The organism is Opacimonas viscosa (assembly GCF_024199005.1).
In the GTDB taxonomy this organism is placed as follows: domain Bacteria; phylum Pseudomonadota; class Gammaproteobacteria; order Enterobacterales; family Alteromonadaceae; genus Opacimonas; species Opacimonas viscosa.
This window is the reverse complement of sequence record NZ_JANATA010000017.1, coordinates 51,695-65,904: the sequence shown is the minus strand read 5'-3', so window position 1 is coordinate 65,904 and position 14,210 is coordinate 51,695. Positions and strand designations below refer to the sequence as shown.

The window sequence follows — 14,210 nt, the reverse complement described above, 5'->3', positions numbered from 1 at the left end:
CGATGGACGAAGGTTTACGCTTCGCAATCCGTGAAGGTGGTCGTACAGTAGGTGCGGGTGTTGTTGCGAAAATCATCGCATAATATCTAGCTTACCAAGCGAATTTAGAAACCCGTCCTTGTGACGGGTTTTTTGTTTCTGGGTATTTATCCAATTAGTTCAAGAAACAAAAACTTAAATAAACAAGACATAGACATTCTCAAAACTTCTTGTAGCCATAAATTATCTACATAATTTCAGCCCAACACTATTTATCCTCTCTCAATATTCTCTATAAATATATACGGTTTACAAATACTCATCACATGTTTGATTTTTTACCTCTCCACAACAGGGAGGTTGTGGTGAAGCCTACAAGGAAGTATTTACGGCGTGGTAAAAATTAAATGAAGGTGAGTAAAATGACAATTCATCATTAACTCCAAAGCGTTGTTATAAAATAACCACAGAGTTGTGAGACTTTTGTGATATTTAGTTTCGATACTTGTTCATGTTAACCAATAATATTAATAGGAATACAACATGAAATCTCAATTTAAGAAAGTTTTACCATTAGCGCTATCGGCAACATTTATGGCGCCTCTCACTCAAGCAGCGGATCTTGATATAACTATTCAAAACTTAACAAGTGGTATGTCATTCACGCCAATTTTAGCGGTTGCACATACTCCTGATGCGAGTTTGTTCGAGGTCGGTGAGGCTGCATCTGCAGAATTACAAGCAATGGCTGAAGGGGGAAGTTTAGATGGATTAGCAAGTATCGGAGCAACAATTAATGCAGACGCTTTAGCTAATCCAGCAGGTGGTTTGTTGCTGCCTGGTATGTCTACAACTGGGGATTTGATGACCGCAGATGGAAACACGGTCTTGTCTGTGGTCGCAATGATTTTGCCAACCAATGATGGTTTTATAGGTCTTGATAACTGGACTATTCCCACTGAGGCAGGGACCTATACGGTGTATGTAAATGCATATGATGCTGGTACTGAGGCCAATGATGAAATTCGTGGTGGCGGTGCACCTGGAACACCCGGTATGCCGGTACCTCCTCCATTGGCAGATGCAATTGGTGAAAATGGCTCTGGTGTAACTACAACCAGTAATAATATGACGGTACATATTCACCCAGGTAATATTGGAGATGCTGATCAGGCAGCAGGTGTTTCTGATGTACAAAATACAGTGCATCGTTGGTTGAACCCGGTGGCTAAAGTGACAATTGTTGTCAACTAAGAGGTAAATATCATGAAAAGTCGTAAAAAAATAAAATTACTCTCACTCGTTGTAACTTCGGCTATGCTACTTGCTGCATGTTCAGATAACGATACGGATCCTGTGCAGCCAGTTCCTGTGCCTACTCCTACTTCTGTAGATGTGACATATGAGGTGACAGTAACTAACTTAACGAATGCACAGCCTTTATCACCGTTAGGGGTGATTATTCACGATGAAGGTCATTTATGGACCATTGGGGAAACGGCTTCACTTGCCTTAGAAACTATGGCTGAAGGTGGTGATAATTCACAGTTGTTAGCTTTGCCTGTAGGTCTGGCGAATGCCAGTGGTATGGCTCCAATTGGTCCGGGTAATTCAGATACGGTGTCTATTACTATTCAAGATCGTGTCGATAGTTATATATCGGTAGCAACTATGTTGGTGAATACTAATGATGCCTTTACCGGTCTAGATAAATATAACCTGGCAGAACTGGCAGTAGGTGATAGTCAAACATGGCGTTTTGCTGCTTTAGATGCTGGGACCGAAGAAAACTCTGAAGCAATGAGCACCATACCTGGACCAGCTGATGGTGGCGAAGGGTTTAATGCCAATAGAGAAGCTCGGAATATTGTTACGTATCATGCTGGAGTAGTAACTAATGCCGATGGCTTGGATACTTCGGTACTTGATGCTAGTCATAAGTTTGATAATCCCGTGATTCGATTAACTGTGACACGGATTGAATAATAAAAACAAGGAAGTCATTATGGTCGATAGAGTGTTAATTGTAGAAGATGATCCTGATATCAGTGTATTACTACAGGTTAATTTAGCTGAACTCGGTTACCCTATTGACCATTTTTCTGATGGTAAAGCAGCCTATCAAGCTGCTCTACATAACGATTATATTATTATGTTGCTCGACATTACTTTACCGTCGATGAATGGCTTGGACATCTGTCGTGAGATCCGCCAAGTCAAACCTCATCAATCTATCATTATGTTAACTGCCAAAAACTCTGAAACAGATCATGTGCTTGGTCTTGAGTTAGGTGCGGATGACTACATGACTAAACCTTTTAGTATTCCTGAGTTACAAGCTCGCGTTCGAGCCCAATTACGCAAAACAGCCTATCTAAAATCGCGTTTAGCGGAACCTTTAGTTAATAAAGTCCAAGCAGCCATAACAGTAGGAGAGTTGAGTATTTATCCTGAGCAACACAAAGTTTGCTTAGCTGAAAAGGATATTGAATTGACAGCCACTGAGTTTGAGTTGCTCTATTATTTGATTACTCATCAGGGACAGGTATTTTCTCGAGCACAGTTATTGGAGTCAGTATGGGGCTATACCCACAGTGGCTATGAACATACTGTAAACTCTACTATGAATCGTTTGCGCGGAAAAATAGAACCCATTCCAGAGTCACCTAAATACATTCAAACAGTTTGGGGTGTAGGGTATAAATTTGTATGATTAAGTTATGTTTTTATCAGCGTTTAGCGATCTCCCTAGTCGCCGGTTTTATTATTATATTAGCGGGTTTTGTCTGGCTTTCTGGGCAGTCACAAAACACCATGCAAAAATTAGCAGAACAGACTCTTCATCTAGATCTCGCTACACATCTGGCCAATGACAACCCTTTATTGGCTGAGGGGGTGACGGATTATGCTGCGCTCGAGAATTTATTTCATACGCAAATGGTGCTAGGACCTAGTTTTGAATTCTACTTCATATCTCCTGCTGGAGAGGTACTTACCTATTCTGGAGATATGGCAGATATACATACTATGCAAGTCGAGTTGGCACCTATAAATGCGTTATTAGCTCCATCGCCACAGCTTCCGATTTATGGGATAGACCCCAAGGGTATTGATACCAATAAAATTTTCTCTGTTGCTCCGGTGAATAATGCAAATGGGCTCCAAGGTTATTTATATGTGATTATAGGTGGCGTTGAATATGATACTGTCTGGGCCAATATTACGAGTAATCATGCTATACGTTCAGCCTTTATTGCTTTTATTGCCGCTATTGTTTTTCTACTTTTTGCATTACTTCTCCTCTTTAAGTTTTTTACATTGCCCCTTAAAGAACTCAGTAACGATATGCTAAAAGTGCGTGAATACGAGTTTGATTTAGACCAAGTGAGTATCGAAAAGAAGGCTTGGGTAGCCAACTCACATAATGAGGTGCAGCAACTTGGCTTTTCTTTCAATGCAATGTTAGATCATATTGAAAAACAAATGGTGGTATTGCAAGCAAATGACGCCTCAAGAAAGCAATTACTGGCTGATATTTCACATGATTTACGGACACCTCTTGCTAACTTACAAGGCTACATTGAAACCTTAAGTATTCAACATGAACAATTAACCCCCGCTCAGCAGAAAACGTTTATCCAAATATCGTTGAAAAATTTACGCAATTTGAAGCATCTAATCGATCAAATATTTGAACTAGCTTATTTGGAAGGTGGTCATGTTCGTTTGCAACACGAATCCTTTTCAATATCAGAATTATTACATGATGTGCTAGCGAAATTTGCGATTAAAGCTGAGCAGGAAAATGTGCTATTGCGTATTGAAATGCCCGAACAACATTTGTATGTTAAGTCGGATTTAGAAAAAGTAGAGCGAGTGCTTACTAATCTCATTGATAATGCTATACGACATACCAAAGAAAATGGAGAGGTATGTTTAGAAGCTAAACTCAATAAGCAGGGCTCGGTAATTATTGCTGTATGTGATAATGGAATTGGGATTGCTAAAGATGAGTTAGACGCTATTTTTACACCTCGATATCAAGCTAGTAATACACAAACCGATCAACACAAACATGTTGGCTTGGGCTTATCCATTTGCCAGCAGCTGGTCTCTAAACTAGGTAGCCAACTTCAAGTGGAAAGTGAGCTAGGTAAAGGTACGCATTTTTATTTTGTATTGAACAATAGTTAGGGCTAACATAACAGGACCTTTTACTCTAAGAGATATGTAATGTCCGGAGAAACAGACTTAGCTTCTTTACTTGCTTCCATGAAACCTGAACTATTAGAGACTGACTATGTGTTTGTTAGTCTGGTAGAAAAGCATTATGAAGACTGTGCTGCGTATCAAGCCAAAGCCATGTTTATCGAGGATGAAGGTATGACGTTAGTCGTTCCCTTAACCATTGCACAACAACATGACTTGTCATTCTCTGGTGTATTTAATTGTATTACATTGACGGTGCATTCTAGTCTTGAGGCCGTAGGTCTGACTGCCGCTTTTGCCAGTAAGTTAAAAGAATATGGGATCAGTGCAAATGTCATTGCTGGTTTTTATCATGATCATATCTTTGTGCAAAAAGAAAAATCCAAAGAGGCTTTAATCGCATTAGAAAGTTTTGCTAGATAAGCCAATACCAAATACTCCCACCACTAATGACTTTTTTGAGAGTAGAGATATTAGATAATCGTACCAGCTAAGCCAATATACAATAAGCTTTACTAGATATTTTCTGAGGGAAAATGGGATAACTATTTCAAGTTTACTTGCGCTAGATCAATAGTGAATTTTAATTGTGGTTAATAATAAAGTGATTATTTCCACAAAGGTACACTATGACAAAACAAGTCAATGCGCATTGGACTGAGTTAGTACAGTCTGGTAACCGTATTTATATAGGGGCAAATGCTGGTCTTCCAGAAACGTTGTTAGCACAATTATTAGCACATAAACGAAATCTCTCAGATGTGGAGATCTTACAAATTTCTACTTTAGGTGACGCTCCGTGGGCCGCACCAGAAAACTCAGCGCACTTTAAAGTAAATACTTTTTTCATCTCAGGACCAGAAATTCGTCAAGCCGTCGCTGCAGGCCGTGCCGATTATACGCCTTGTTTTTTGTCCGAAATACCCACACTGCTACAAGATGGAACCCTGCCGATTGATGTGGCACTTATCCAGGTTTCACCTCCTGATGAATTTGGTTATTGTTCCTGTGGCGTCGCAGTTGATATTACGCATACTGCAGCTAAAGCTGCAAAATATATAGTGGCCCAGATAAACCCAAAAATGCCACGTACAATGGGGCAGAGTTTTTTACACATAGAAAAGTTTGCAGCGGTAGTAAACAGTGAAGTCCCTATTGCTACTTTACCCATTGCTAAACAAACATCCATCACTGAACGGATAGGGCAATATGTTGCTTTATTGGTGCCTGATCGGGCAACTTTACAATTAGGTATTGGTAAAATCCCTGATGCTGTATTGGCTTCTTTAACACAACACCAAGATCTAGGGTTGCATACTGAAATGCTCAGTGATGGCGTCATGCATCTGATGCAACAACGTGTCATTACCAACCGTTATAAAACATTTCATCCTGGAAAAGCGGTCACTAGTTTTTGTATGGGGAGTCAAACGCTATATGATTTTGTGCATGAAAATCCGCACGTCGAGTTTTATCCAAGCCACTATGTCAACAAACCCACTAATATTGCACGAAATGACAATATGATTTCCATCAACTCTGCGATCGAAGTCGATTTAACCGGACAAGTGGTTGCTGACTCGATCGGGCATGATTTTTATTCTGGTATTGGTGGACAAATGGATTTTGTTACAGGGGCAAACTTGTCGTTAGGTGGTAAATCCATCATTGCATTACCTTCAACGGCACACCAGCAATCAGTATCAAGGATTGTTGCGAATTTGCAACCCGGTGCGGGTGTTGTCACTTCACGCGGTCATGTTGATTTTGTTGTAACAGAGTTTGGTATTGCTCATTTAAAAGGGAAATCCATTCGTGAACGAAGTTTAGAATTGATACGCATCGCACATCCTAAATTTAGAGCACAACTGCTAGCGGATGTTAGACAGCACTATTGGGTACCTGATTATCAGGCTAATACACCGACAGATATTCCTGAGCTCGGGAATATCCAACTACGACAGATTCAGCTAAAGGATGAGTATTTCACGCTACGGCCGCTCAACCCAGCTGATGAAAGACGTTTACAAGAGTTTTTTTATTCTCACACGAAACATACTCGGGAACTGCGTTATGGTTATGATCCAAAATTGATGTCACGAGAAAACTCTTGTAGTTTAGTGAGTATTGATCAAAGTAATGATTGTGCGTTGTGTTTAGTTCAAGAACAAGGCACTCGAACTTCATTACACGCAGTCGCTCGGTTTTACAAAATTGGAGAAACGACGTGTGAAGTGGCTTTTGTGACCAAAGAGACTTCTCAAGGAATGGGGATGGCCTCAGTGCTACTCGAACAGATGATTGAAATAGCGGTGCAAAGAGGGTTGCACAAAATGTTCGCGTTGGTGAAAGCGGTAAATAAACCGATGTTGAATGTATTTTTGCAGCATGGGTTCGAGATTATGTCCGGCGGTGATCCTCATGAGCATGAGTTATGGTTAAGTTTAAAGGAGGGAGCCAGATGAATATAACAGTATTTAGCCATCCTTTATGCAATAAACACAATATGGATCCCGAGCATCCTGAAAGCCCTGCAAGACTTCATCAGATTAATGATCAGCTCATTGCCTCGGGTTTGGAGTATGTTGTCACATTTGCTCAAGGGCGCAAAGCTAGCTTAGATGAATTATATTTGGCACATGCACAGACATATATCGATGAGCTACAAGCCAAAGATAAAGTGTTGCAAGAACGTGCTAATAGTGAGAATGATCCACATATCTGGTTAGATGATGACACGATTATGATGCAAGACTCTTGGCTTGCCGCACGTTATGCAGCAGGTTGTGCTTTAGCAGCTATTGATGAGGTATTTACAGGACCTACGAAAAAAGCATTTTGTGCGACTCGTCCACCTGGTCACCATGCCAAATACGCAGCTGCAATGGGGTTTTGTTTAATCAATAACGTCGCGGTAGCTGCACAATATGCTCGCCAGAAATACGCAGCAAAAAAAGTAGTGATAGTTGATTTTGATGTACATCATGGCAATGGCACTGATGATATCTTTTTCCATCAGCCAGAAGTGATGTTGTGCTCATCGTTTCAGCATCCTTTTTATCCCTTTTGTGGTGCGGATAATCCTCCACCGCATTATCGCCCTGTACCGTTAGTTGCTGGTACAGGTTCAACTGAGTATCGTTCAGCAGTTGCCCACTGGTTAGTAGATATTGCTAATTTTCAACCAGATATCATTATCATTTCAGCTGGATTTGATGCACATCAAGAGGACGATTTAGGGCACATCCGTTTAGTTGAAGACGATTATATATGGTTGACGAAGGCCTTGGTGGAGTTGGCCGAAGAACATTGCTCTGGGAGAATTGTATCAGTGCTGGAAGGGGGGTATGCATTATCGGCCTTGGGCCGAAGTGTTGTGGCGCATGTTAAATCCTTGTTATGAAATATCCCCTTTTAGATTACTTTAAAGGTAAGACCTATTTACCACTAATGTCTAGGTCTTATTATGACTCATATGTGATTTTACCAATCGGGAAAAAGACGCAAAAAAAAACGCATTAAATGTTAAGTTTAATGCGTAAAGTCATGCGCTCTGCATGAGTTGGTTGAACTGCGTTTACCGATTATCCTACGGCGTAGGTCGAATAGTCAGGTAAATCTATATTTCCTATACTAACCAAATATGATGTAAAACATTATTCTGCATTGGTCTCATAGACCTCGGTCGTAACGATTACGTTGTTTTTTTGTAAACAAATGAATAGACCAAAGTCCTATTTTTAAAATGGCATAAAACCCTACTATAAGCAGTATCAGAATATCAAAAATGTATAAATTAAACCCGCAATTGGAGGCAGTATGACTGGCAAATTATATCCAGTACCAGAGACGTTAAAAGGAAATGGACGTTTATCTGAAGAACAGTATTTCGCAATGTATGAAGAATCAATCAATAACCCAGAAAAGTTTTGGGCAGAATTTAAAAATGAAATTGATTGGTTTAAAGAGCCAACTATTATCAAGAATACGTCTTTTGATCCCAAAGATGTATCGATTAAATGGTTTGAAGATGGCCAATTAAACGCATCATACAACTGTATTGATCGTCATCTAGCGGACAACGCAAAGAAAACAGCTATTTTATGGGAAGGTGATAATCCTGCAGATGCTCAAGCGATCACGTTCCAAGAGTTACACTATGAAGTATGTAAACTAGCAAATGGTTTGAAAAAACTTGGTGTGACTAAAGGCGATCGTGTCGCAATCTATATGCCAATGGTTCCACAAGCAGCATATGCAATGCTAGCCTGTGCGCGTATAGGTGCTGTGCATTCTGTTATTTTTGGTGGTTTCTCACCTAATGCGATTGCTGATCGTATTAACAACTCTGATGCAAAAGTGGTTATCACTTGTGATGAAGGTCGTCGTGCTGGTCGCTCTGTGCCATTAAAAGCCAATGTTGATGAGGCTCTAGCCAATGGTGCCTGTCCATCTATTACTGCTGTTGTCACACACAAACTTACTGGTGGTGATGTCACTTGGAATGCTGATGTAGATGTGTGGTGGAACGAGCTAACTGAAGATTGTTCAGCGCAGTGTGAACCTGAAGTTATGAATGCTGAAGATCCGTTATTCATTCTTTATACATCTGGTTCTACAGGTCAACCAAAGGGTGTGGTGCACTCTACAGGTGGGTACTTGTTGTATACAGCGATGACCTTTAAATATGGTTTTGATTATCAGCCTGATGATATCTATTGGTGTACAGCTGATGTGGGTTGGATCACCGGTCACAGTTACATGGTCTACGGTCCAATGGTTGCTGGTGCAACTCAAGTATTCTTTGAAGGTGTACCAACTTATCCTGATGTTCGTCGTATCGCTCAAGTTGTTGAAAAGTACAAAGTTAACAGCCTTTACACAGCACCAACAGCAATCCGTGCCTTAATGGCGCATGGTGAAAAACCAGTTGAAGGTTGCGATTTATCTTCTTTACGTATCTTGGGTTCAGTGGGTGAGCCAATTAATCCAGAGGCATGGGAATGGTATTACCGTGTCATTGGTCAATCTAAGTGTCCAATTGTTGATACTTGGTGGCAAACTGAAACTGGCGGCATGATGATTGCTCCGTTGCCTTCTTCTACACCAAATAAACCTGGTTCTGCTTCTCGCCCATTATTTGGTATTCAGCCGGCATTGTTTGATGCTGAAGGCGTTGAATTAGAAGGCGCTACAGAAGGTAACTTAGTGATTAAAGATAGCTGGCCTTCACAAGCGCGTACTGTTTATAACGATCACAAGCGTTTTATTGAAACGTACTTTAGTGCATATAATAACGTTTACTTTACTGGTGACGGTTGTCGTCGTGATGAAGACGGATATTATTGGATTACCGGTCGTGTAGATGACGTCTTGAATGTATCTGGTCACCGTTTAGGTACGGCTGAGATTGAAAGTGCTTTAGTTGCTCACGAAGTGATTGCCGAAGCCGCCGTTGTGGGTTATCCTCATGACATCAAAGGTCAAGGTATTTATGTGTACGTAACCCCTCTAGATGGTGTTGTAGCAGATGAAGCTCTGACCGCTGAAATTCGTAGCTGGGTGCGTAAGGAATTAAGTCCTATCGCAACGCCAGACCTAATTCAGTGGACTAGTGGTTTACCTAAGACACGTTCTGGTAAAATTATGCGTCGTATCTTACGTAAGATTGCTGCAAATGAATATGAACAATTAGGTGACACATCAACACTTGCTGATCCGTCAGTGGTTGATACGCTGATTGCAGAAAGATTGAATAAATAAAGAAAGGTAGAAAATTATGGCAACGTTGCTTATTGCGGATGATCATCCGCTCTATAGAGATGCACTAAAAGGAGCGTTGTCAGTATCACTGCAAGACCTCAAATTATTGGAGTCTTCAGATTTACCGGAAACGATTGAGATTTTGGAACAAACCGAAATTGATTTATTACTTTTAGATCTTCATATGCCTGGAAGTAATGATTTATTCGGATTATTACACATCTTAAAACTGTATCCAGATTTACCTGTAGCAGTCGTGTCTGGGACTGAAGATCCTCTGATTATTTCGAAAATTGTCGGCGTTGGTGCTTTAGGTTTTATTCCAAAAACAGCCAGTTCTGCTGAAATAGGTGAAGCGATTAAGGCTATTTTAGCGGGTGATGTTTGGTTGCCTGAAGGTCTTTCAGACAGTATCGAAGAGGTTGATGAAGCCTTTTCACAACTCGCTGATAACGTTGCAAGTTTGACACCTTCACAATATAAAGTATTGTGTTTTATGCGTGAAGGACTGCTGAATAAGCAGATTGGCTATAACTTGGATATTGCAGAAGCAACAGTAAAAGCTCACGTGACGGCTATATTTAGGAAACTAGGTATCAATAACCGTACACAGGCCGTATTAATTGCGTCTCAGTTAGAGTTAGAGCCACCCGTTAAGAGCTAGTAGTGATACTACCATTCAAATAAAAAAACACGCTGATTAGCGTGTTTTTTTGTTTAGGACATTTATTTTGTCTAGTCTTTCATTTCAAACTTCTGTTGTTTGGCCATCGACTGCACCATTGCTCGAAGTTTTGCAGGTTTAAGGGGTTTGTTTAAATGCATTATATTTAAGTCATGGCATTTTTGTTTGAGCGCTTCATCATGCAATGCAGTAATGATTGCTGCAGGCACTACTTTGTGCATTTTTTGTTGAATGTCACTAATCAAGTCCAAGCCAAGTAAATCACGGTCGAGTTGATAATCGACGAGCATCAAATCAGGTGTGAATTCATCGACTGCCATTAACCCTTTTTCGTAAGTATTTGCTAGATGAACAACAACCCCCCATTTATCAAGCAGGGTTTGTAAGGCATCCAAGTTCTCGTTTTTATCATCGATACATAATACTTTGAGGCCTTTTAATCCCCTAACTGTACGACGTGTCACACTAGGTTGGATGTGTTCTGGTTCGGTACTTTCTAGACATAAACTAAAACAGCTCCCTACAGACTTTTTAGAAGAAACTGCAACTGTAGCATCCATTTTTTCAGAGAGTCTACGGACAATACCCAGTCCTAAACCTAACCCCGCTGAGGAAGATTCTTGGACCCTAACAAAGTCTTCAAAAATGGCCGATTGGTTTTCTTTCGTTAAACCAATCCCGGTATCATAAACTCTCACATAGGCTTTTTTACCTTGTTTTTTCATGGTGACTAATACTTTCCCAGTATCCGTATACTTGATCGCATTAGAAACAAAATTCTGAATAATCCGATAGGTATAGGTACGATCACCTTTGACCCAAACATCCCGCACGCGAGAGCGTAACTCTAAACCTTTATTCTCAGCTTTCATCGACATATCGGAAATAATATGATTGACGATTTTGGATAAATCGAATGATTCTATCTTGGCCTCTAGGTCGCCTTGGTCAAGACGAGATATGTCCAATAAAGTACTGATCAATTCTTCCGAAGAGGAGACTGAATCATTCAGTTTAGAAAGGATCTCACGCGCTGATTTAGATAATACTGCATCATCTAATGCAGAAAGATAGAGTTTTGCAGCATTAAGTGGTTGAATAATATCGTGACTTGCCAAGGCCAAAAATCTGGTTTTTGAGGCGTTTGCTTCTTCCGCTGCTTTACGTGCTTCAATCAATTCTTTTTCTGTGTCGTAGCGCCGTTCAATTTCTAGGCGTAGATCAGCATTGATAGAGTGGACTTCTTCTGTCCGTTTTTTCATTCGCGTTTCTAGATCAATATTGGCTTCTTCGAGTGCTTGTTGGATTTCAACATGGCTAGTAATGTCGTTGAAACTAGTAACAAAACCGCCACCAGGCAATGGGTTTCCAATCATTTCAATTACTTTGCCATCGTTGCGTTGTCGAGTGAAACGATGTTGAGTACCGTTCTTTAGGTGCTCTATACGGCGCTTTATTAACTCATCTATATCGCCAGGTCCAAGTTCACCTTTGAGTGCGTTAAAACGCATCAGCTTTTCAATAGGTACGCCTACAGTTAAATAGTTATCAGGGTAGGCAAATAATTCTAAGTATTTTTTATTCCAAGCCACTAGATTTAAGTGTTTATCAATTACACTAATGCCATGTTCCATACTTTCTAATGAGGTCATCAATGCTGTCATGTTAAACTGCATGGCCTGGGTGGTGCCATCAAAGAAGTTAATCACTTCGGAGAAGTCGAGTTTTTTACCCTGCAGTAAACTAAATACTAAAACCTGTGCGCTGGAGCCTCCGATAACGCCGCCGAGACCACGCTCACAAAAAGCAATGAACTCTTGCTCGGGTTGTTTCGCCGGATCGATTTTGTATTCGTTAGCCGCTTCAAACTCTAACACGAGTTGTTCACACCGAGTTTGTCCCATAAATGTTGTTAACAAAGTCAATAAATCACTGTTGTTGATATTATCGATGTTTTCTTTGCGGGTCGGAGTATACGTCAAATCTGGGTGCACAAACGCTTCTGCTTGAATTTTGTCAGTGAGTCGAGCTGGAGCAATTTTTGAAAAAAGAATATAGGTTGCAGTATTGGCTAATAAGCTAATGAATGCACCTTGGGTGAGGATTTCAGATTGGCTAAAGACGGACATGTCAGGGTTAAATATCGGAATGATCAACCAAAAAATCCAACTCGTTATTCCCATAAATAAACCAGCATAGACTCCATGAGCATGGCCTTTCTTCCAATATAACCCGCCGACAATAGCTGGTAAAAGTTGGATCACTAAAGAAAACGCAATTAACCCAATCGAGCTCAAAGAACTTGAACCTGTCATTTGCTGTTGATAAATAAAAGATAACCCTAGAATAATAGCAATAATGGTCCGGCGTATGATGCGGATCTTTTGCGTATAGTTTTGTTGTTTCTTTGGCGAGTTTTCATTGGGTAAAAGTTTGGGTAATACCACATCGTTGGCTAACATCGTTGATAACGTCAATGTCGCAACAATGATCATCGCAGTTGCAGCAGATAATCCACCCACAAACACGATCATTTGCAAGAGTAGGCTTTCTGAAACGACAGCAATGGATAGGACATAATTATCTGAATTGATGGTGGTCCCACTGAATAATGTTTGTCCCGCAATCGCAATGACGGGGATCAAAAAAGCAGTGATCAACAAATAAAGGGGAAATAACCAACGCGCAGTTTGTAGGTGGTTGACATTGAGATTATCAATAATGGCTACATGAAACTGTCTCGGCAGGCAAATAATAGCTGCGGCTGCCATAAATGTTTGTGCCCAAAACGAGAATGAAGAGAGTTGGGAATATGAGTGTTGAGCAGTAAATTCACTTATAAATGATTCAGTAGAAGTCGTATTCCAAGCTTGGTATCCCACATAGGCAACCAAGACCAATGCTAGGAGTTTAATCACGGACTCAAATGAAATGGCCAGCATCAAACCTCGGCGATATTCCGTCACGTCGGTTTGTTTGGTACCAAAGTAAATCGCAAACAGTGCGACAAAGATCGTAGAAAGAAAAACAATAAATTGGATATCATCTTCATTCGACATAATGACAAATGAGGCACCTATCGCTTTTAATTGTAATGCGATGTAAGGAATGGTGGCTAACAAGGCTATTAACGTGACCACTAATGCAACTGGTTGTCGTTTGCCATAACGTGAAGAAATAAAATCAGCTATAGTATTGATATGTTGTTTTTTACTGACAATCACCATTTTACGTAAAAAATTATAGCCAAATAAATAAACTAAGGCAGGTCCCAGAAGAATGGGTAAATACATCCAAGCATCACGAGAAGCTTGACCTACACCACCAAAAAAAGTCCAAGCAGTACAATAGATGGCGAGTGCTAAAGAGTACACAACCGGATGAGAGGTAATTTTCCTCGCGAGAGGGGTGTTTTTATCACCCCATTTCGCAATCCAAAACAACAGCATTAGATAAACTAATGCCAGTAAAACCCAACCAAAAGCCATATTATTCTCGTTCTCTGTCGACGTACTTCTTGCACTTTAGCACAGCATTCATAATGTGAATACATAGCCTAATACTAAGGTCGAAT

General features: G+C 40.4%; 11 protein-coding genes. 10 read left to right on the top strand and 1 reads right to left on the bottom strand.

Annotation, left to right across the window (positions count from 1 at the left end; all coding sequences use genetic code 11):
- The 10 genes from NLF92_RS09820 to NLF92_RS09775 all read left to right on the top strand — a co-directional run.
- The coding region (locus tag NLF92_RS09820) for an EF-Tu C-terminal domain-related protein (protein ID WP_080034449.1) at positions 1–83 on the top strand (83 nt) is incomplete at its 5' end.
- A gap of 439 nt (positions 84–522) precedes the next feature.
- Positions 523–1,233, top strand: coding sequence for a spondin domain-containing protein (locus NLF92_RS09815; RefSeq protein ID WP_432420220.1), 711 nt, complete (start codon positions 523–525; stop codon positions 1,231–1,233).
- 12 nt (positions 1,234–1,245) lie between these two features.
- Positions 1,246–1,965 (top strand): spondin domain-containing protein, encoded by a 720-nt coding sequence (locus NLF92_RS09810; RefSeq protein ID WP_254101337.1) that lies wholly within the window; start codon positions 1,246–1,248, stop codon positions 1,963–1,965.
- 19 nt (positions 1,966–1,984) lie between these two features.
- The gene (locus NLF92_RS09805) at positions 1,985–2,692 is read left to right on the top strand and encodes a response regulator transcription factor (protein WP_254101335.1); all 708 of its coding nucleotides are present in this window, start codon (positions 1,985–1,987) and stop codon (positions 2,690–2,692) included.
- Positions 2,689–4,173 (top strand): sensor histidine kinase, encoded by a 1,485-nt coding sequence (locus NLF92_RS09800; RefSeq protein ID WP_254101333.1) that lies wholly within the window; start codon positions 2,689–2,691, stop codon positions 4,171–4,173. Before NLF92_RS09805 ends, NLF92_RS09800 begins: the two co-directional genes overlap by 4 nt.
- 39 nt (positions 4,174–4,212) lie before the next feature.
- Positions 4,213–4,611, top strand: a complete 399-nt coding sequence (locus NLF92_RS09795) for an ACT domain-containing protein (RefSeq protein ID WP_254101331.1) — start codon at positions 4,213–4,215, stop codon at positions 4,609–4,611.
- A 206-nt stretch (positions 4,612–4,817) separates the two neighbouring features.
- Positions 4,818–6,653: a bifunctional acetyl-CoA hydrolase/transferase family protein/GNAT family N-acetyltransferase gene (locus NLF92_RS09790; protein ID WP_254101329.1), complete on the top strand. Its 1,836-nt coding sequence runs from the start codon at positions 4,818–4,820 to the stop codon at positions 6,651–6,653.
- Positions 6,650–7,591 (top strand): histone deacetylase family protein, encoded by a 942-nt coding sequence (locus NLF92_RS09785; protein WP_254101327.1) that lies wholly within the window; start codon positions 6,650–6,652, stop codon positions 7,589–7,591. The genes NLF92_RS09790 and NLF92_RS09785 overlap by 4 nt, the downstream gene beginning before the upstream one ends.
- Positions 7,592–8,007: 416 nt before the next feature.
- The gene (gene acs / locus NLF92_RS09780; RefSeq protein WP_254101325.1) at positions 8,008–9,951 is read left to right on the top strand and encodes an acetate--CoA ligase; all 1,944 of its coding nucleotides are present in this window, start codon (positions 8,008–8,010) and stop codon (positions 9,949–9,951) included.
- A gap of 16 nt (positions 9,952–9,967) precedes the next feature.
- Positions 9,968–10,615 carry a LuxR C-terminal-related transcriptional regulator gene (locus tag NLF92_RS09775; protein WP_254101323.1) on the top strand — a complete coding sequence of 216 codons (648 nt, stop codon included), beginning with the start codon at positions 9,968–9,970 and terminating at the stop codon, positions 10,613–10,615.
- Between the two features lie 71 nt (positions 10,616–10,686).
- Here NLF92_RS09775 and NLF92_RS09770 read toward each other — a convergent pair whose 3' ends face one another.
- A complete protein-coding gene (locus NLF92_RS09770) occupies positions 10,687–14,124 on the bottom strand; it encodes a PAS domain-containing hybrid sensor histidine kinase/response regulator (RefSeq protein WP_254101321.1) in 3,438 nt (1,145 codons plus the stop codon).
- Between the last annotated feature and the right edge of the window lie 86 nt (positions 14,125–14,210).